Source organism: Methanosarcina sp. A14 (genome assembly GCF_001729375.1).
Taxonomy (GTDB): domain Archaea; phylum Halobacteriota; class Methanosarcinia; order Methanosarcinales; family Methanosarcinaceae; genus Methanosarcina; species Methanosarcina barkeri.
Genome location: NZ_LZPK01000116.1, coordinates 1 through 20,932, shown reverse-complemented (window position 1 = coordinate 20,932; position 20,932 = coordinate 1). Strand labels below are relative to the sequence as shown.

Below are 20,932 nucleotides of genomic sequence, written 5' to 3'. Positions count from 1 at the left end.
CAAATAATTGTATTGCTTCTGATAGAAATCTTTATTCAACGGCTAAAATAAGAAAGTTCGCTGAACAGGATAGGTTTTTACAGGTGAGAAATAACTAAAGAAATGCCCTATGCAAAAAAGAAATAGATGAAAAATAACTGGAAGAAATGCCCTTTGCAAAAAAGAAATTGAAGGTTAAAGGCACTTAAGTACCATTAACCCTCATTTATTTTACCTGAAACGTTTAAGTGCGTTTTACCTGAAGGTTTTAAGCGTGGTTTACCTGAATCACTAAATGTGTTTTACCTAAGTACTCAGGTTCATTTGTTTTTATATTCGCCTGTCCAGAAAAATCCAGAAGTATTCAGACTTTTTGCGGCAGAACCAGACTCATTTGCACTCTTTTTTGCTTCCAGTTCATTGAGTTCTTGAATCCTCAACTCAACAACGTCCATTGCATCTTCAAAAAGCTGTCTGTTGATTTCGATCCCAAAATATTTTTTGAGTTTTTCTTCAGGCGGCATTGTCGAGCCTGCCGAGAGGTACGCAATGTAGTTTTTGTTGAAAGTTTCCGGGTCTTCCTTATACTGTTTGAAAAGGGAGAGAGTTATTGCCTTTGAAACTGCGTAGTTGAAGGTATAGTAATTGTTTGTTAAGTAAATATGGTTAATATAGGCCCATTCTGCAGAATCCTCATCATAATATTCCACCGAGTCGCTCCCATACTCTTTAGAGAGATTTGTCCAGATCGCATTGAGGTCGGCTCCGCTGGCTGTCCCGTTTTCAGCACATAGCTGGTGTGCTTTATATTCAAATTCCGTAATCATAGGCTGGCGAGTAAAGTAGTTCTGGTATTCTCCTATATGCTGGGAGAGTACATTAACTGCAGTTTCTTTATCGGAATTTTGAATCACGTAATCAACAAAAAGTTCTTCGTTAAAAGTTGAAGGGACTTCCATTTCATAAATCGGACCTGAGCAGTAAAGATAATCGACAGAGTTACCCATAAGGTAGAAATTAATCCCATGTCCAAGTTCATGAGTAATGGCCTTCTGGTCGCTGATAAGGCCATTGTAGTTGAGAAATACAAGGGCTGGAGACTTTAAAGAACATAAACTGTAAGTGTAACCTCCTGGCTGTTTCCCGTGTTCAGGATCCGGATATACATCTACGAAATTCCCAGTTACCATTTTTAAAAAAATTTCATTGAAGCGGGGGTCCATTCTAGAATACGAATTCTGGATTTCCTGCAAAGCTTCCACATACGTATAATTCTTACCAGGCTGATCCGTCAACTGCAGTAGAAGGTCGTATGGTTTGAGCTTTTCAAGTCCCAGTTTGTTTTTCCTGAACTCGTTATAGTCTTCAAAAACATCTTTTCTCTCTTTGAAAACCGTATTCATCTCATCAATCTGAGTACGGTTAAGATAGGCACTATAGAGAGTGTAGTTATAGCAATCTGTATAGTTCAGTTCTCTTGCATCAAGATCGTCAAGCCGGGCTTTTTCTGAATAGAGAGCTGCCATAGAATCGGATTCGTTAATTAAGTGGTAAAACCTCTTATCATAACATTTCTTTCTGTCTTCCCGATTTTGATCTGTTGATAGTAAAGTATTGTATGATTGGGAATTGACAGAATATTCATCTCCATTAGCAAGCGTTATATTTCCTGCCATTGTGACGTTATTCGTAATTTCCGAAAACGCCTCAGTTTCCAGTTTCATGCGCTGGTTTTCAAGATCTGCAATATACGCAGCCTGAGATTCATTCATTGCCCTGTGGTCTGAAAACCTCATATACTTAGCTTCAAGATAAGGCCTGTACTCCTCAAGTTTTGGCTCTTCGGAAAAAAGCCTGTCCCACTCTTCCTTATTGAGTGAAGACAATTTTACAGTTGCAAATGAAGTGGCTTTTCCATATTCAGTAACCAGATTCTGTGAGTCCATAAGAAGAGACGCAAAAAATGGATCACTAACATTTTTGCTGTTCTGAGTATATGCATAAACATACAGAACCTCAAGAGATTTTGAAAATTCCTTATCAGCATTTAGATAATTCAGTAAAACAGATCCTGACAGATTCTCAAATTTCGGACGAAAAGTTTCGTTTATTTCTTCGGATCTATTGTTTAATACCTCAAGTTCTTTTAAGGCATCTTCCTTGCTGTTGAAGAGATATGAGTTATTCCATTCAGTTGTAACCTCATTGGGATTTAGTTTTTCAAACGGTTGTCCCATGTATAATATTTCAGAAGAATTCGTAATTTCTGTAGAAGCACTGCATTCTGAAAACGTTGCAAAGGAAAGTAATAACCCTAAGGTAATGAGTCCTTTAACTATTCCGAGAGCTAACCTTTTACCTGATTTTTGTCTCATAAAATCCACCCCTGGCAAGTATAGGAAATGATCAAGATTTTTGAAAAGAATATTTCGAGATAACAATAAAACAATAAGAATAACTTTGGATATTTTTAAGATATCTATGTAAAAAGTTATCGATTTTAATCTGCCAAAGTGGTAAAAACGCGAATTGAATATGAAAATTATAGTCTTTTACGCAAAGAATTACACTCAAAATTTAACTGGTCCATTTTCTGATCCGAAGAGTTGTGTTTCTAGTTCGTTACGAGAACTCAAGTGTAAATAGTTGCGTCCAAGACTATAAAAATCAATTAATTAATCAAATAGGATCTCGAAGTTTACTGAAAAATAAAGTAACGAAATAAAATGAGTGAGAACAAAAGAATAAAAGTAGCTTAAAACGAAATTTAAAAAGTGAGATTAGTAAAGCCCGAAGGCTTCACTTTGAGAATTTACTGTACCTGCTTATTTTGCGAGGTTGTAGTTCTGGTTGACGATCTTGAGAGCACAGAAGTTACCGCACATTGTGCAGGCGTCAGAATCTTCGGGAGCCCTGCTGTTCCTTACTTCTCTTGCGTGTTCTGGGTCTATTGCAAGTGAGTACATCTTTTCCCAGTCGAGCTCTCTTCTAGCTCTGCCCATAGCAAGGTCTTGTTCTCTTGCCCTGTCTGGATATTTTACCATATCGCCTACGTGAGCTGCAATCTTTGAGGTTTTGACTCCTGTGATAACATCTTCAAGGTTTGGAAGGGCGAGGTGTTCTGCAGGAGTTACATAGCAAAGGAAGTCACAGCCATATGAAGCAGAAACCGATGCTCCGATTGCAGTTACGATGTGGTCGTAGCCTGGTGCGATGTCAGTTACAAGTGGACCGAGCATGTAGAATGGCTTGTGACCGCTCATTTCCTTCATGAGTTTTACGTTGGTTCCTATCTGGTCGAGAGGGACATGGCCCGGACCTTCGACAATGACCTGCACACCCTGCTTGTGGGCTCTGTCGGCCAGTTCGGAGTTAATAATTAATTCCTGGATCTGGGCACGGTCGGTTGCATCGTGGATTGCACCTGCACGCATGCCGTTTCCGGTAGAAAGGACTACTTCGTGTTCCTTGAGGATTTCAACAAGGTAATCAAAGTTTGCATAAAGTGGATTTTCCTTTTCGTTGTGGAGCATCCAGGAAGTCATAAAGGCGCCACCACGGGAACAGAGGCCACCGTACCTGCCATGGGCTTTAAGGCGGTCCATGGTGATATTGTTGATTCCTGTGTGAATTGCCATGAAGTTGGTTCCAAGCTTTGCCTGGTCTTCGGTTGCCTTGAAGAGTTCGTCTTCGGTCATATCCACGATTGAGCCGTGTTTCCTTGCGGCTTCAATGAAAGCCTGGTAAAGAGGAACTGAACCGACTGAAAGGGAAATGCTGTCAATGACTTTTTTCCTGATTGCAAGGAAGTCTCCACCAGTTCCGAGCTCCATAAGGGTATCTGCACCTGCAGCTTCGGCAGCCTGGGCTTTTTTAATTTCCATGTCTACATCAACAATGTCTGAGGATACACCGATGGATGCATTAACTTTGGTCCTGAGCCCTTCTCCTATACCGCAGATCTTTACCTGCCTGTATGGGGAGGTTGGAATAACAATTCTTCCGGCTGCAACACCACGACGGATGAATTCAGGATCAAGTCCTTCGTTCTTTGCAACAATCTTCATTTCTTCAGTAATAATTCCTTTTTGTGCATCTTCCACGATCGTCATATTATTAACCTCAAGCTTTTGATCATCTGTAAAATGTGTCTGTAAGATTAATTTGTAATTAGGGCAAGAGTGAGTTAGATCATAAAAGGCGCGTAATTATATATAACACTTTTTAAAAAACTAACTTTAACCGTAATCAAGTTTACTTTACTTACACGTCTATAGTTATTGAAAAACATGAAATGTTGAATTAAAATAAATATTTTATAAATATATACCAAACTTTCTTTGAATAAAAAGCAAGTAAACTTGTTTTTACGTTTTTCGGAGAAGGTGAAGAAAATATCAAAATAAAAAGAGATTCGAGATATCAGATACCTGGAAATTATCGCAAAAAGAAGAAATCCAAACAAGTGGGCACTGTAAAAAATAAATAATAAAAATACAAATCGTTTTTATGAGGGTTCTTTACTTTTTCTGTTTATTCTGCTCCATGATTAGCCGGACTGTTTGCCTATGGAGAGTTAATATGAAATCACTCAAAGTCCCGAAGATAAACATCTGAAGACCGAATATGATCAATAGGGTTGTAAGAATCGTAAGCGGGATATGATCTGTTCCCCGGAACCACTCGACTACAATAAAGGTTCCTGTGAACAGGCCTGTAATGATTAAGATGAACCCTATAATTCCAAAGTAAAACATTGGATTATGTAATTTTGCAAGCTTATAGATAGTAGACCCGATTCTGAATCCATCTTTTACCGGATTTAGCTTGGTTGAACCTTTTTCACTTCTTGGCAAGTAAGTGATAGGGACTTCTTCAACCTTCTGTCTTTTAAGAATACATTCCACAGAAATTTCGGTCTCGATTTCGAAACCTGTCTTATTAAGCTCAAGTTCCTTTACGCTTTCAAGCGTAAACGCACGGTATCCAGAGAGAATGTCTTTTAATTTCACGCCATATGCAATGTCAAAAAACATATTTATCAAATGGTTGCCCACAAGATTGAGCCTCGTAAAAGCTCCCTGGGAGTACTTCTCCAGCCGGTTGCCTATAACGTGGTCAGCATGGCCTTCCAGCACAGGCTTGAGAATGGAATGAGCCTCTTGGGCAAGATATGTCCCGTCACCATCAACCATTATTACGTAAGGGCTCTCTATAAGCCCGAAAGCCTGAATCATTGCCTGCCCTTTACCTTTTCCGGTTTGCATGACAACTTTTGCGCCTTCGGCTTTTGCAATTTGCCCTGTGCCGTCCTTGCTGTTCCCATCAATTACCAGAATATTGGAAAAGCCTTCCTGCTTGAAGTCCTTGATAAGCTGCCCTATTGTTGCAGCTTCGTTCAGGGTGGGAATAAGAATACAAACATCTGCGCTGTTCACGTCTCACACATATCCTTTACCGGAACCTCTACGCGCACCGCAGAATCCGTTTTATTGTATGATTTCTCAGTTTATAATTTATCAGTTATTTTACTTCTCGAAAAGTGGTACATTAATATAATTGAGGGTTCTTATAAAAGCCCCATGTTGTCGAGCTGCTGGCGGACGACTTCAACCCCCCTCTCGCAATCTTCAGGGGTTTTGCCACCTGTAACTACCAGTTTTCCAGAGCTGAAAATAAGCACAACTACTTTGGGGTCATCGATCCTGTACACAAGGCCAGGGAACTGCTCAGGCTCGTATTCAATATTTTCAAGGCCAAGCCCTATTGCAATTGCGTTCAGGTTCAGAATAGTATGCAGGTCTGCAGAAGCAACAATGTTCTGGACAGTAATCTGAGGGTTCTCTATAGTCGTAATCCCTATACTGTTCAGCTTTTTCGCCATGTTGCCTATAACTGTATGTACATCGGCAACGTTTTTTGCTCCTGTACAGACAACCTTACCGGAAGTAAAGACCAGGAATGCAGCTTTAGGATCTGAAACTCTGTAAACGAGCCCGGGAAACTTCTGCTTGTTGTATTCGGCTCCTTCGAACCTTGATTCGATAACGGTTAAGTCGAATTCTTCAGCGAGTTTAGTGGATGCAACCACATTTTCGATCTTGATGCTAGATTCGCTCATTAGTCAACCCTCAGTATATAAAGCAAAGGTAATATCCTCTGCCCAGTATATAAAGCTATAGTTAAATGCCCCGGCTACTATATAAATGCTTTATATATAGAATATAAATGCCACAGAAAAATTTAAATTAAGGGCGCCCGTAATTCAAAAAAAATAACCAGAGATGAGGAAGATTGTGCATCAATAAGGCATATCAGTCTTTTAACCTCTCAAGGCCCTCAAGAATAGAATCATACTTTGCACAGACTCTCTGGAGAAGGTCACCTGCAACACTGCGGTGTGTGGGTATGAGGATCTGAGCCCCTTTTTCAATTTTAACTCCGCTTTTCGAAACCCCATAGTCAGGTGCGATAAGAACTCCCTCTGCAGAAATTCCAAGGGAAAGGTCATTTACGATTCTTGAAATCATTTCAGTTGCCGGCTTGACCTTCTTCTCGATAAGAACGGCAGCAGAAACATATCTTTCCCTTGTTTCTTGAATCTTCTTTATGTTTTTTTCCACTGTTTTGGAGTCTACCTCATCGGGAAGTTCTTCAGTAAGTAAGGTAACTGCTTCGATAAGGTCTTCAAAAGTTGTTGAATGCATCTCAAGGATCTCTCCGTCGCAGTACTGTCGTACCGTATCAGAGTAACCGGCCGAGACCACGACAACATCGGCTTCAAGCAGGCGGGAGATTTCCTCTTTCGAAGGTGAGTAGGCATTGGCTACGAAGTATTCCCTTATCCCGCACATGCTCATAAGAGATTCATACATGGGAGTCACAACAATGGTTTTCTTTCCTATCCAGAAGTCGATCTCACTCTGCCCTGCCTGGGATCTCAAAAGGTCAAGGATTTTCTCTTTTATGTCTTTAGGGTCATTTCTTTTAAGCCCGAAGTAATCTGCAAAAAGAGGGGTTGTTGAAAGCTGCCTGCTTCTCCCGCAGGGCACGGACTCTACAAAACCCCGCTCTACAAGATCCTTTATATGATCATAGGCTCCGCTTCCTCTCATATCAATGAGGTCTGACTGTAGCAGGGGCTGATGATAGGCAATCATGGAAAGGGTACGAAGTTTTGGGGCTGAAAGCTCTTTTGGGGCGACTTCCCGCATAAGCTCGGAGTATTCGGGCTTGACCTGCATAACATACCGCTCCCCAAGATCAAGAATCTCAATCCCGGATCCTCGGGAAGAATAAATCTCTGTCAATTTCTGTATTGCCGAAAGGACGGCTTTTTTGGGTTTTCCTGTAATTTTTGTAAGCTTTTCGAGGCTTATTGCCCTGCCAGCAGCAAAAAGCGCAGCTTCGATAATCTCAAGCTCACTCATAAATTTCACTTCCAGAAAAGGGATAAATTTTTTCTTAATTAAGTTAATTAGTAAATATCAATGTACGGTTAACTCAGGCTCTTTATCAGTGTTTTCATGCAGAGAGATCTCTTCTGTAGAATTTAGCTCTGAAGAATCTTCAGTTTCAGGCTTAGAAATTTCAGTTTTTGATTTTATTAACATCTCATGAAAGAGGGGTGGATTTGCCTCGGTGGAAAAGCCGGACTCTTCTCCCGGATAGATGTATAATTCTTCGAAAAGCTCATTCTGGAAAAGCCAGATTTTCTTGCTTGAGGCAAGGAAAAGAAGAGAAAGATAATCCATAATTCTGTCTTCGCTTCCCTTCAGTATACTCGAAAAAACCACTACAGACTGCTTCGTAAATAGTTCGGCAAGCCTTTCCCACATCAGGGACAACCGCGAGCTGATAGCTTCGTCATGTGCAATGCCAAGGACATCTCCGGTAGTAAGCTTAGGGCGAGGATTGGATTCTTCTGAAATCTGTCTGGCTTTTTTTTCATTTTTTCTTGAGAGGCATTTTTCGGCTTTCTTGAGTTCAAGAATCAGTTCATTGAGTGTTACCGGCCTTGTGGATACACGACGAACTGGAAGTTTCGGGATAGGAAAATCTGCAGGCTCAGGGAAATCGGGATCATCAGGAAAATCCGAATCAAATGTATCAATCTCTTCCTCTTCCACATCAAGGATTCCCGAAGATTTCATGCGCAGGAGAATAGCAGAATAAAGAAGCGTCCTTGAAGAAATTCTAAGGTCCATCTGCTTGAGCTCTTCCACCTTTTTCAGGAAACCGTCAGTAAGCTGTACTATGTCTATATCCCATGGATCGATTTTTCCGACCCTTGCAAGCTCAACCAGTATGCCCAGAGGTTCGGAGGTCTTAAACTCTGAAATATCAAGCAGGTCCCAATCGATTCCAAGGTATGAAAGAGTACCTGGCAGCCCATAAGTTTCGGATTCCATAAAAATAGAGTTATTTTCTCTGGATTCAGAAACCGTACGAGCCTGAAGACGAGGAACTTCAAGCGCTGTGCCCGCGTTATCCATAAGCTCAGCCATTAAGTTTCACTCCGGTAATACTCGTGAGGTTATTTTCCTGCATTGTAACCCCTATTGTCCTTGATGCGGCCTGGATCATAGGTTTTCTTAAGGAGACAACAATAAACTGGACTTTTGATCCTGAGGTTTTAACGCGTTTTGAAACCCTTTCCACATTCCAGCCGTCAAGAAACATATCAATTTCATCAAAAGCATAGAAGGGAGCAGGACGGTATTGCTGGATCGCGAAAATGAATGCAAGTGCGGTAAGGCTTTTTTCTCCTCCAGACATTGCCTCGATCCGCTGGAGAGTTTTTTCCTTGGGCTGCGCCTGAATAGTCATCCCTCCTGCAAAAGGGTCATCAGGATCATCAAGCAAGAGTTCACCCACCCCGTCGGAAAGCTCATGGAAAATCTCCTTGAAGTTGGCATTAATGCTTGTATAGGCTTCCATAAAGGCATCTCGTTTTAACTGCTCATACTGGTCAATGCGCTCAAGGAGCTGCTCTCTCTCGGTAAAGAGAGTATCCCGCTTTCCTTGCAAATCCGAAAGTCTTAACTCTACCTCATTATACTCGTCAATTGCTCTCATGTTTACGGGTTCAAGTTGCCTGAGGGCTTCGTCAATTGCCTGAATCCGCATGTAAACGGTTTCGTAATTTGGAACCTCATCAGTCTCTTCTATGCCTCTTTTCAGGAGTTCTTCGACAAACTGCTTTTCCTGACCTAAAAGCGCATTTTTTGTAGCCGTCAGCGTAAGCACCTGTTGCTTTGCTTTTTCAAGTGTAGTTGAGGCAGTACTTACCCTGCGCTTGACCGCATTGTGTTCGGCCTGAACCTTTTCCCGTTCTTGCTGGAGCCCTATCAGTTCATCCGAAAGCTCGATCTCTCTGGCTTTCTTTTCCTCAAGTTTTTCCTCTAATTCCTTTATTTTTATCTTCAGAGAGTTAACTTTTTTCATTCTTGAAGCTTTCTTCTCATCAAGTTCCTTTATAAGTTCCTTTGCTTCGTCAATTTTCTGTTCAGCATACTCTTTTTCAAGCTGCAGGGCATTTAACGTGGCTTCAGTATCCCGGATTCGACCATCCAGCCTGCGGAGTTCCTCATCAACGAATTCTATCTTTTTATTGATTTCAGGCAGAGGTGAATCCGCAAGTTTTGCTTCAAGTCCTGAGATCTGTTCCTCAAGTTCAGACGCGGCCTTTTCCTTATCAGTTTTTTCCGCAGTTACCCTATCCATTTCAGTCCCGAGTTCGGTTCTGGACTCTTCAATTGCTTTAAGATCAGCCTGTTTTGCTTCAAGAAGTTCAGCAAGTTTTGCTTCCCTGCCTGCAATTTCATCAAGCTGGTTCTCTTTTCGTGAAATCGTAGCTTCACAGTCCCGAATTTTCCTACTCAGTTCGAAAAGATGGCTTTCAATGCTGTCCTGCTTGCTTATTGCTGCATTCCGGCTTGCATCCAGGGATTTGATCTCCTCTGCAAGCTCAAGCAGTTTGTCTTTTTCTGCAGCCGCAAAAGAAGTGCCCGATTTCGAGGATATCGACCCTCCTACCATTGCTCCGCTCTTTTCCAGAAGTTCGCCTTCAAGGGTTACCATTCTTGCCTTTCCCATGAGGCGGCGGGCACTTTCAAGGTTTTCCATAACAAGAGTATCCTGAAAAACGTACCAGAAAGCAGACTCAAAACCAGAATCAAATTGAATAAGGTCAATTGCGTATCCTATTACTCCGTTTTCGTAACTTAGATTTTCAAGCCGCCTGGGCTCTCTCAGTTTGTTGAGGGGGAGGAAGGTTGCTCTTCCTCCTTTTCTCCGCTTCAGGTACTCGATTGCTTCGGCAGCATCAGCGTCCGTGTCCACAACAATTGCCTGCATCCGGTTTCCCGCAGCAATTTCCAGAGCTGTTGAGTATTGCCTGTCCACTCTTCCAAGCTGGGCAATGGTCCCATGAATTCCAAAAAGGTCCTCCTGCCTTGCAGCTCCTATTACCATTTCCACAGCCCTGGAATAGCCTCCGCCCTGTTCCGATGACCGCACTCTTGCCTCTGTGATTGTGTACTCCTGCTGGAGGTCGTGAAGCCTGTTCTCAAGTTTCCTGATATCTTCCTTTATCCTGAAATGGCTGCTTTCAATATCATCACGGTCTCGGATAAGAGATTCCAGGTTTTCAGAAAGCTTTTCAAGCTCGTACTTGACAGAAAGCGTATCACTGTCAGAAGTAGCAACTGCGGCTTCAGCGTCTTTGATCTGGTTTTCTATCTCCCGGAGTTCTAAAGATTTTCTTCGGAGGGTATCAAGGAGCCGGTCTTCGTTTCGGATTAACTCATTTTTCTCGTTTTTTACATCCTCAAGCTTCTTCCTGGCAGCCATGAGCTCATCCCGTGTAGCAGCAAATTTTGCGTCCACATCCGCAATCCTGCTCTGGAGCAGCATACGCTCGGTTTTGCGCTCGGAAAGCTCTGAAGAAATGCTTTCTTTTCTCAGGTTTTCGGCTTCAATTTTTTCTTCGAGTTCCTCTACCTTGCCCTTGGTGGAATCGATCTCTACAAAGGCTTTCCTGCGCCGTGAATCAGCTTCCTCAAGTTCGGATTCCGAAAGCTCGATGCTATCTACGCAGCGAGAAATTTCTCCCTTTGTCTCTTCGATCTCCCTCTTAACCTGAAGCTGTTCGTCCTCCCCTTTTTTTCGGATTTCAACCGAAAGCTCTTCCAAGGTTTTTTCAAGTGCCTGAAGTTCCTGCATTCTCTCATTCAGGAGGAGCTGGACTTTTTCAAAATGCTCTTCTTTGCCTGCGAGTTCTTTATCTACATTTTGCAGTTCAGCCCTCGCGTCCTTGAGTTTGGAAAGTAGGAGATATCCTTCAAATTTTACTTTTTCAGCCTTGAGCGCTTGATATTTTAAGGCCTGGTCGCGTTCTCCTGCCAGTTTTCCTAGCTGTGTGCGTACCTCTTCAAGGATTATATCCACGCGCTCGATTTGCTGTCTGACGACTTCCAGTTCTCCAAGTGCCTTTTGCTTACGTTCGTCAAATTCTGCAACCCCTGCGATTTCGTCTATAATCTTTCTTCTTTCTACAGAGGTCATGGAGATAATCTGCGTTACATCTCCTTGCATAACCACATTGTAACCTTCAGGCGTTATCCCGGCTTTTTCAAGCTGAGAATGGATTTCTCCAAGACTTACGGCCTTTCCATTGAAATAAAAATAGCTATAATACCCGCTTTTTGTCCGCCGAACCTTTCTTGAGACTTCAACTTCGTCAAGCTCTATGGGTAACTTATGGTCCGAGTTGTCAAAACGGATCGTAACCTGAGCAAAATCAGGCTTCTTTGACGCATCGCCGTTGTAAATCAGATCTGTAAGTTTTTCAGCGCGAAGGGTCCTTGAACTTGTGAGCCCGAGTGCAAAAAGAATCCCATCTATTATGTTAGACTTTCCACTCCCGTTCGGACCTGAAATTGTAGTAAAGTCGTTATAAAAGGGAATCTTTACTTTTTTTCCGAAAGACTTAAAATTAACAAATTCAATCTCTTTTATATACACAGAATGCCTCTGTAATCTTACGTTTTTGAGAATGTTTCTGTCTTTTTAAGCTTTATTTCTCCCGAGAATTTTTCCGGCTACATGTAATAAGCTCGGCATCTTCATTTTCCCGCACATCCACAGCCTCTTCTATTAAGTGCTTTTTCGAAGGTCTCTCGGCGATTATATACTCACATTTATAATCATCGGCAGGTTTTGTTTCCACAGGACTCTTTTTAACAGTAGAAGGTTGCCTTTCAGGTAACGACGATCCTGAAGTTGGCTTACTGAACTGTGTTCTTATTGGCGGTTGTTGCCTGGCAGGTTCTCTAATCGATGGTCTAACCGATGGTCCATGTCTAACAGTGCCTCTAAGCCCTCTTTTATCTCCACTTTCTGCAATAATATATTCACACTTTGTTTCGGCTTCTTCTCTGTCAAGATCTGCCGGCTCAACCTCCCTGAGCTTCAGCTGAATCTTTGCGCGTGTACCTGGTAGGGGAGCAGGGGCTTCTTTGAATTTACCCAATCTGTATACCGGGTTTTCTTTTTTAAGCTCAGGTTTTTGTTTGGGTTTTTTGGAGAGAGGCGGAAGGTCCAGAGGGTCTTCAGAAAGAGTCCGATTAATAGAAGATGGAACAACAGAAGGAGAAGACAGAACTACAGAAGGTGGAGCAACTGGAGTAGCCTTTTTTGTGTCTTCCAGTTGTTTAGCGAGATCTCCGATCTGTGTTTCCAGTTTCTTTATAAGCATTTTCTGGTCAAGCAATTCGCGGACAAGTCCATCCTGAATGCCTGCAAGTTCCCTCAGCTTCCGGTCAGCCGCTTCCGAGCCATTTTCCCCTGATGTTTTCAATTCCGTTCTTAATTCGTTCAGGATTGAAGCTTTGAGTGAAGCAGGGTTAGGGATCCCCATAAGCTCTGTCCTGATTTCGGAGAGGACAAGATCCTTGATGGAGTCCTGATCGGAAGTGTTTTCCATTTCGGCCCGCAGTTCATTGAGAACCGAAACCTTTATCGATTTTTTGAGAGTCTCGAGCTCCTCATAGGTTATCGATAGTCGCCTTTTAAGCGGTGTATTATGCACGTCCCTCTGTCCAGTTCTCATAAAAATACCTCTTATGATGTTCGGGTTCCGATTTCCTGACAGCCTGGAATTTTCTGGTGACAAGGCAGCCAGCACATTAATAATTAAATTGATTAGATCATAGGAAGTTAAATAATATGTACAAAGTACATGTAATCTTTCTTTAAATATATATGGTAATCGATAGTTTTTCTTGTCTTATATAACTCTTGATAAAGAGGAACAAAAATCTTTTTATTTAATCTTTGTTGAAATACTCAGTAAATCGGGCTGGATATGCAGGAAGACCGAGATATATAGTTTCCAAAAATGAAAACTGACCTTTAAGGAAACAACAGAAAAAGGGTAAGGAAAATCAGATTACAAAAGAAAATTAGGAAACAAAAGAAAATTAGGAAACAAAAGAAAATTAGGAAACAAAAGAAAATTAGGAAACAAAGAGAAACAACTTTAATGAAAATTTGAATAAATATTTTTCGATATGCCTGTGATAAATGCCTGTGATAAAAAGCAATAAATAGAGATAACTGCCCAAATATTTCATCCCTGAACAAATCGAGTAAGAATTATGTTCAAACCCCATGTAGATTTACAGGGAAACCCCGAGAGAAAAGGTTCATCGTGGTTCATAATACTACAAAATAGAGGAATGAAACCCAAGCTTAACTTCAAAATACAAGGAGTTAAAGAGTTGGATTCCAATAAAGGGGATAAATTTTAGGGAAAGTGTTAGTTCATGGATGAAAAGGAGCTCTCAAAATCGACCAGTACATTCTCCCTTGCTTGGATTTTTGAGGAGGTACAGTCCATTTCCACAGCAGTTTCATTAACAATGGAACCGTGAGTTCCGGTGCTTTCAAGGAAATATTGAACCTCATCGAGTTCAGGCTCGCGGAAATGATCCATTTCAATTATATCCATAATAACACTCAACACGTTTTTGTGTAAGTGAGTGGTAATTCGGGTCATCGGGAATAACACTATGTATCGAATATTAATAATTTGCGGTAAAGGCAGAATATTTTAAAAAGAAGAAAACAATCTTATCAATATATAAATGTTATGCCCAATTAGAGAAATTTTCCTTTCATAAAATAACCTACGTAGACTGTAGAAAAAGACAGTTACTTTTGAGGAAAGCCGGGACAATAAAATCTGCAGCGGAGTCTAAAAACAGAAAAAAGAAATCAAAGGAAATACGGCCCAAAAATCCGAATCAAAATGCCCACTCCGAGAGCCAGCAGTATGGTGAAAATAACTATCAAAGCCGTATCCTTTGTACCTAGTTCGTGCCTCAGTACTGCAATCGTTGCTACACACGGCATATAGATTGTCGTAATTACAGCAAATTGGTACATCTGGAGAGGTGTCATTACAGCTGCAAAATTGGCCGTACCTGCAAGTACGGCAAGGATCTGAAGCGCCATTTCCTTTCGGAGAATCCCAAATACCAGGGCAGTCGCCGCAAATGCCGGAAGGCCCAGCAGGCCCACGGATATAGGCTCTACAAAGTCCTGGAAGATTGAAAGAAGTCCCAGTGCGTCGGCAACCCCCAGAAAAGCACTTCCAACGAGCAGAAGCGGAAACGCTATATATAGAAATTCCCGGCTTTTCATCCACGTCTTCCTGAGGGTAGATTTCAATTCGGGCTTTCTGAGAGGAGTCATTTCCATGATGAATCCACTTCTCTGACCTGGCAGACTTTTCCCTAGAATTAAACCCACTCCGGTAATAATGACGATCTCCAGAACATAGATTGAAACTGCAGGCCAAAAACCTACAAAAGTTCCTACAAGCCCAAGGATAATGACAGTTCGCGCAGAGCAGGGAATTAGAGATATCAAAATGGAAGCTATCCTCTTTTCCCGCCGTGTGCCAAGGGAATGCACTGCCATAATTGCAGGGACGTTGCAGCCAAAGCCGAGAACCAGCGGAATCACGGCTCTTCCGTGAAGCCCAAGCTTATGGGTAAGATTGTCAAGCAGAAAAGCTGCTCTGGTAAGATACCCCGAATCCTCGAATATTGAAAGAATGGCATAAAAGACTGCAATATATGGAATTGCGATTGCAAATCCGGCCTCTACTCCTCGAAGAGAATACACGATCAGGTTTTTCAGGACAGGCGACATGCCAGAAGTTGCGGCTTCGGCAGGAAGAATCACATGAGGCTCAAAGATTTCATTCACAATCCAGGTCTCGAGGAATCCTCCTACCCGGAAAACAAGAAGGAATGTAATGAGCAGGGCAGATATGAGCACTGCAATTCCGAAATTAGGGGAGGTAAGGATTGCATCGATTCTTTCCCTTATATTTTTTTTAGGTTCAAACCTTGAAACCACGCGGTCCACAATATATCCTGCTTCTCCATAGAGGTCTCTTGCAACAGTATCAGGTACTGAAATCCTCTGTTCTATCTCCAGGTTTTGCCTTAACCGCCTGCCAGAAGAAAGCAAGGCATTAGCTTCAGGTGGCATACAGTAGAGTTCTACAAACTCGGCATCGTTTAGTAGAGCTGCCATTTTTACGATTGGAGGTATATTGGGAAAGGTATAGTCAAGGTTAGAAAGAGCCTGCTGGATCCACTGGCTATATCTTACCCTGTGGTGCTCTTGAGTCTTATTCTGTTCGTCAAGGGCTACAAGCATTACTTCATCAAGCCCTACTCCCCAGGTCGCAACTGTTGGTACTACAGGTAGGCCAAGTAGTTCGGAGAGTTCGTCTGTATCAACGAGAATCCCGAGGTCTGCAGCCAGATCTACCTGATTTAACGCAATAACCATAGGGATATCGAGTTCCAGAAGCTGCAGGGTCAGGTACAGATTCCTTTCGAGCCTGCTTGCGTCAACGACATTGATAACAATATCCGGCCGTTCCTCAATCAAAAATTGCTTGGTTACTTTCTCATCTTCGTTTGTGACTCCAAGAGAATAAATTCCTGGCAGGTCAACTATTTCAATAGTTTTTCCCCTAGCTTTTACAATTCCTTTTTTAAGTGCAACTGTCGTGCCAGGATAATTTGAGACCTCGACTCCTACCCCTGTAAGCCTGCTGAAAAAAACGCTTTTTCCAACACTTGGGTTGCCTATGAAAGCTATTGTCAAATCATAGGGGCTTTTGCTCTGACTTTCGCTTTCGGAAGTACAGCATGAGCTGGAAATTCCTACTGCGTCTTCGGTTATTTTACTCCATGCCAGTTATATGCCTTCTCTATGTTTTTTTTACACGTTTCTGCCCTTCGGAGCTATGAAAATTTTCTTTGCAATATCCTTTCCGAGAGCAATTTCCGACCCTACTGCTATAACCGAGATACAGCCCTGTTTTTGCTTTCGCCTGACTTTAATATCTTCTCCCGCAAGAATGCCAAGGGAGATCAGGCGTTCTTTCGTCTCTCTTGGAAGAGTCACCCGGACAACTCTGCCTGAACTTCCTTCTTCCATTTCATCAAGTGGGACAAATTCTTCCTCTTGCACGATATTATTTTTATCAATATTGATCGGGTTCCCGTCAGGGCAATACTCAGGGCATCCCAGAAATTCGTAGATCTTTTCAAGTACGGCATCTGAGACCGCATGCTCAAGTTCACAGGCTTCTTTATGGGCTTCCTTCCTATCAAAATCAAGGACGTCAACCAGAAAAGTTTCAAGTACCTGGTGTTTCCTTTTGATCTTTATAGCCTGATCAGTTCCTTTTTTTGTTAATTCAACTCCCTGATAAGGTGTATACTCCACAAGTCCCGAAGAATGTAACTTTTTTATCATTTCCGTCACGCTTGGCGGAGATACGTTGAGTTCTTCAGAGATCTGTTTGGTCTTTGCAGGGTTCTGATTTTTTCTAATTAGGTAGAGAATAGTTTCAAGATATTCTTCAAATCGATCTATCTGCATTACATCATCCCGCCAGCATATGCCGGACTCCAAACCGATAATTAGGATAGCCTAAAAATGTAACTGCCTGAATAAATAATTTTTGATTATTGGCTATTTATATTTATTTTAAACACTGCAAATCGAAATCCTGTAGTTTTGAATTTAAAGTCTTAGGCTCAAAAAATAGAAAAGAAGGATTTCAAAGAAGAATTTCTAAAGCTATTCAGGGATTAATCGACTTCATAACAGCAATTTCGTTACAATCCGGAAACTTAGGGCATCTCAAACAACCGGACCAGATCTTTCTGGGAAGGGTGTTTTTGTCTACAACCTTAAAGTCCAATGTCTCGAAAAAGCCAGGCACATAAGTAAGTGCGAAAACTTCTTTCATACCAAGGTTTTTAGCGTCCTCAAGACAGGCCGAGACAAGCTTTGTACCTATTCCCTTTCTTGCACATACCGGGTGCACAGCAAGGGCAAGTATCTCTGCAAGGTCTTCCCATACTACATGCAGGGCACAGCAGCCCACAACTTCCCCATCAATCTCGCAGACGTAATAATCTCTAATATTCTCATACATCTCACTCAGCGAACGGGCAAGCATTAGCTCTTCCTTCGAATAAGTATTGATGATTTGTTTCATTACAACTACGTCATTTACTCTGGCTTTTCTAATCAATTCGTGTTTCCTCTGGGTTAGCATTTTTCTGTTCTAATGAAGTAGAATGCACTGAGCTATGATCAATAAAAATGTATTGTTATACTGCTATGGAATACTTACTTTCCAGATAAAATATTTTCCATTGTTTCCACGAATATTTACACAGGTAGTAGTTCAGAAAGGTAGTAGTTCAGAAAGGTAGTAGTTCAGAAAGGTAGTAGTTCAGAAATATCTGGTTCTTCTGAGCAGGCATGTCCATAACGCCTTAGAGTTGGAAACCCCGGACTTCAAAAATAGACTTTTATTTCGTGATAAAACTGAAAAAAGAGGCTAAAAGAATACGAATTAAGGAAACTACAGATTAAAAGAAATTAGCGGGCGTGAAGGGATTTGAACCCCCGATTTACAGCTTAGGAGGCTGCCGCCATATCCTGGCTAGGCCACACGCCCATGAAATACTTCCCTAACAATACATTTTTTCAACTACCTGCTGAATTTGCATTTCAGGTGATCCATAATACCGGTATAAGATGTATATTTAATTATCGCTCCGGATGGGATAAATGTATGCCTGAAAACAAGAACTGCGATTTCAGGAAAGTTTTAAATCAAATGTAAACCTTTAACTCAAAAATGGTTAACAATACTTTGAATTTTCAGTTGCTATATAGCTTTCAGGACTGGAATTAACCGTTATGAAGTTATCATTATAAAGCTGACAAGGTTACTCGAGGCTTCAGTTTCTATATTTCAGTTTCTATATTTCAGTTTCTATATTTCAGTTTCTATATATTACAGCTTTAAATTTGCACTGAATTTTCATGCCTGCCAATTCAGGGATGTAAGCAACTTTGACAGGCTTAAAAAAGAGAAAAATGAGAAAAGCTGAGTACAATTCATAAGAGGAAAAAATGTGTACATAAAAAACAAAGAGCCTTATTTCAATCGGACTCCTGAACTAAGAATGATGGTTTTCGCATCTCTTTTTGCAGCTCTGGCCGCCGTAGGGGCTTATATACAGATTCCTATACCTTTCTCTCCTGTCCCTGTTACACTGCAGGTATTCTTTGTCCTGCTTGCAGGAAGTATGTTGAAAAGCAAATGGGGAGGCTTGAGCATGATAGTGTATACCCTTCTCGGCATAGCAGGACTTCCTGTGTTTGCAGGAGGCAGTTCTGGAATGGGAGTGCTTCTTGGGCCCACAGGTGGGTACATAACTGGCTTCATTCTGGCGGCTTATGTTATAGGAAAGCTTTCCGAAAAGGCTGAAAAGGCTGATAAATCCGGTTTCTTTATCAATGCCCTTAATATGAGTGCAGGAGTCCTGATTCTCTATACATGCGGATTTATTCAATTGATGTTTGTAGCTGACATTGGACCTGGAGCAGCCCTTGCTCTTGGTGTCATTCCTTTTCTGCTCGGTGAAATCATAAAAACTGGAGTTGCCGCATATATTGCTTCAACCTACAAGCTATAAAATTACTTTCTTTTAATTTTTTATAAATAAAAATAAAGGCAAAACTCAAATTTTCAATAAATATTATAATAATTTGTAATAATCTCTAATAAATCATAATGTGTTTTAAAAGATATAATGAAAATTTAGAGTAGACATGATCAAGCTTGAAAAAGTGAGTTACAGTTATCCTGATGGTACCCTTGCGCTTGAGAATATAAATCTGGTTATAAAAAAAGGGGAATTCATAGGGGTAATAGGAAAAAACGGCAGTGGAAAATCCACACTTGCCCTTCAACTAAGCGGACTCCTGAAACCACAGGCTGGCAGGGTAATGATAAGTGGAATTGACACACGTGATCCCTCAAAACTTCCGGGAATCAGGAAGCTCGTAGGTATCGTGTTCCAGAATCCTGAAACTCAATTTGTAGGTCGGACTGTCGAAGAAGATCTGGCTTTCGGCCCAGAGAATCTTTGCCTCCCCCCTGTGGAAATCCGAAAGTGTGTTGATATGGCACTTGCCGAAACCGGGCTTGAGAAGTACAGACACCGTTCTCCGAAAACCCTGAGTGGAGGACAGGGGCAGTGTGTAGCTCTGGCAGGAATTCTTGCAATGAGGCCTGAATGCCTTATCTTTGATGAGGTAACCTCCATGCTTGACCCTGGGTCCGGAATAACCATTCTAGAAACTATAAAAAAACTGCACAGGAAGGGAAAAACCATTGTATATATCACTCACAATCTCGAAGAACTTCATGACGCAGACAGAGTCATTGTCATGGAAAAAGGGAAAATAAGGCTTGAAGGCAAACCGGAAAGCATTTTTTCCGATGCTTCCCTCAAGACCCTTGGGCTTGCCCTGCCTTCCCTTATTGAGCTGGCCGAGAACCTGAAAATGCACGGAATCGTAATTCCCTGGAAAAAAACCTCTTCTCCACAGAGCTTTGCAGAGGAAATATGCCGATTATTCTTGAAAACGTAAGTTTTTCCTACTCCAGAAAGACTCCTCTCGAAACTCTCGCATTGAGAAATATCAACCTGCGGATAGAGAAAGGAGAGTTTGTGGGAATTCTGGGAGAAAAAGGTGCAGGGAAATCTACTCTCACAAAACTTTTCAACGGAATTTTGAAGCCGGAAACCGGAACCGTCCGCGTAGACGGTCTTGATCCTTCTTTAAGAGAGACGAAACGCAGGATAGGAATGGTTTTTCAGCAGGCTGCTGACCAGCTCTTTTGTAAGACCGTATATGAGGAAATAGCTTTTGGGCCCCTGAACTTTGGGTACTCGAAAAAAGAAACCGAGGAAAGGGTATATGAGGCAATTGAAGCTGTTGCTCTTGACCATAGTGAGATTTCTCGAGACCCTTTCAGCCTGAGTGGAGGAGAAATGCAAAGAGTTGCCCTTGCAAGCGCCCTTGCTCTCAGGCCGGACTATCTTATTCTGGACGAGCCAATAACAGGGCTTGACCCGGTAGGGAAAAAGGACATTCTTGATACACTTAAAAGAATTAAAGAGAAGGGTACTGCGGTTATAACTGTAACCCATAATCTTAAGGGGTTCTTCCCCTTGCTGGAAAGAATAGTGCTCATAAGGGAAGGAAGAATTATTTTTCAGGGGAGCCGGGAAAGCTACCTAGAAAAAGGATTCGAGCCTCTTCCGCCTATAGCTTCTATGATGAAAGAACTCAGAGCAAGAGGATTGCCAGTAGACACTGCAAGCTTCACAGTTGAAGATGCTCTTAAAGAAATTCTGAAATTAAAATCGACTCCTGGAACAGAAGATAATGGGAACTTAAACGGGAATTAACTAAAACTGGAATCAACTAACACTGGAATCAACTAAAACTGGAATCAACTAAAACTGAAATAAACAAAAAC

15 protein-coding genes and 1 tRNA gene are annotated in these 20,932 nt (G+C 41.7%); 3 read left to right on the top strand and 13 right to left on the bottom strand.

Annotated features, from left to right (window positions below; translation table 11 throughout):
• Positions 1 to 299 precede the first annotated feature (299 nt).
• From A9239_RS06370 to A9239_RS06310, 13 genes are all read right to left on the bottom strand, one after another.
• Positions 300 to 2,354 carry a M3 family oligoendopeptidase gene (locus A9239_RS06370; protein ID WP_230668950.1) on the bottom strand — a complete coding sequence of 685 codons (2,055 nt, stop codon included), beginning with the start codon at positions 2,352 to 2,354 and terminating at the stop codon, positions 300 to 302.
• Between the two features lie 450 nt (positions 2,355 to 2,804).
• Complete coding sequence (gene thiC / locus A9239_RS06365) at positions 2,805 to 4,091, bottom strand: phosphomethylpyrimidine synthase ThiC (RefSeq protein ID WP_048122074.1); 1,287 nt, start codon at positions 4,089 to 4,091, stop codon at positions 2,805 to 2,807.
• A gap of 408 nt (positions 4,092 to 4,499) precedes the next feature.
• A complete protein-coding gene (gene aglJ, locus A9239_RS06360) occupies positions 4,500 to 5,417 on the bottom strand; it encodes an S-layer glycoprotein N-glycosyltransferase AglJ (protein WP_048122072.1) in 918 nt (305 codons plus the stop codon).
• Positions 5,418 to 5,548: 131 nt separating this feature from the next.
• Complete coding sequence (locus A9239_RS06355; RefSeq protein WP_048122070.1) at positions 5,549 to 6,100, bottom strand: TATA-box-binding protein; 552 nt, start codon at positions 6,098 to 6,100, stop codon at positions 5,549 to 5,551.
• Positions 6,101 to 6,293: 193 nt separating this feature from the next.
• Entirely contained in the window at positions 6,294 to 7,409 is a 1,116-nt protein-coding gene (gene scpB, locus A9239_RS06350; RefSeq protein ID WP_048156364.1) for an SMC-Scp complex subunit ScpB, read from the bottom strand.
• Positions 7,410 to 7,466: 57 nt separating this feature from the next.
• Positions 7,467 to 8,486: a ScpA family protein gene (locus tag A9239_RS06345; RefSeq protein WP_048156361.1), complete on the bottom strand. Its 1,020-nt coding sequence runs from the start codon at positions 8,484 to 8,486 to the stop codon at positions 7,467 to 7,469.
• The gene (smc, locus tag A9239_RS06340; RefSeq protein WP_048156358.1) at positions 8,479 to 12,006 is read right to left on the bottom strand and encodes a chromosome segregation protein SMC; all 3,528 of its coding nucleotides are present in this window, start codon (positions 12,004 to 12,006) and stop codon (positions 8,479 to 8,481) included. Before smc ends, A9239_RS06345 begins: the two co-directional genes overlap by 8 nt.
• A 52-nt stretch (positions 12,007 to 12,058) precedes the next feature.
• On the bottom strand, positions 12,059 to 13,093 hold the full coding sequence (locus A9239_RS06335) for a hypothetical protein (RefSeq protein WP_048122061.1): 1,035 nt from the start codon (positions 13,091 to 13,093) through the stop codon (positions 12,059 to 12,061).
• A 708-nt stretch (positions 13,094 to 13,801) separates the two neighbouring features.
• Positions 13,802 to 13,993 carry a hypothetical protein gene (locus A9239_RS06330; protein ID WP_230628991.1) on the bottom strand — a complete coding sequence of 64 codons (192 nt, stop codon included), beginning with the start codon at positions 13,991 to 13,993 and terminating at the stop codon, positions 13,802 to 13,804.
• Between the two features lie 266 nt (positions 13,994 to 14,259).
• Positions 14,260 to 16,173: a ferrous iron transport protein B gene (gene feoB / locus A9239_RS06325; protein ID WP_141706392.1), complete on the bottom strand. Its 1,914-nt coding sequence runs from the start codon at positions 16,171 to 16,173 to the stop codon at positions 14,260 to 14,262.
• 117 nt (positions 16,174 to 16,290) lie between these two features.
• Positions 16,291 to 16,956, bottom strand: a complete 666-nt coding sequence (locus tag A9239_RS06320; RefSeq protein ID WP_048156355.1) for a metal-dependent transcriptional regulator — start codon at positions 16,954 to 16,956, stop codon at positions 16,291 to 16,293.
• Between the two features lie 205 nt (positions 16,957 to 17,161).
• Complete coding sequence (locus A9239_RS06315) at positions 17,162 to 17,617, bottom strand: N-acetyltransferase (protein ID WP_230668947.1); 456 nt, start codon at positions 17,615 to 17,617, stop codon at positions 17,162 to 17,164.
• Positions 17,618 to 17,974: 357 nt separating this feature from the next.
• Positions 17,975 to 18,049, bottom strand: a tRNA-Arg gene (locus A9239_RS06310).
• A gap of 514 nt (positions 18,050 to 18,563) precedes the next feature.
• Between A9239_RS06310 and A9239_RS06305 the strand changes: the two genes are divergently transcribed.
• From A9239_RS06305 to A9239_RS06295, 3 genes are all read left to right on the top strand, one after another.
• Positions 18,564 to 19,076 carry a biotin transporter BioY gene (locus tag A9239_RS06305; protein WP_141706393.1) on the top strand — a complete coding sequence of 171 codons (513 nt, stop codon included), beginning with the start codon at positions 18,564 to 18,566 and terminating at the stop codon, positions 19,074 to 19,076.
• Positions 19,077 to 19,212: 136 nt separating this feature from the next.
• Positions 19,213 to 20,037, top strand: a complete 825-nt coding sequence (locus A9239_RS06300; RefSeq protein ID WP_048122049.1) for an energy-coupling factor transporter ATPase — start codon at positions 19,213 to 19,215, stop codon at positions 20,035 to 20,037.
• Positions 20,013 to 20,861 (top strand): ATP-binding cassette domain-containing protein, encoded by an 849-nt coding sequence (locus tag A9239_RS06295; RefSeq protein WP_048122047.1) that lies wholly within the window; start codon positions 20,013 to 20,015, stop codon positions 20,859 to 20,861. Before A9239_RS06300 ends, A9239_RS06295 begins: the two co-directional genes overlap by 25 nt.
• The last annotated feature ends 71 nt before the right edge of the window (positions 20,862 to 20,932 follow it).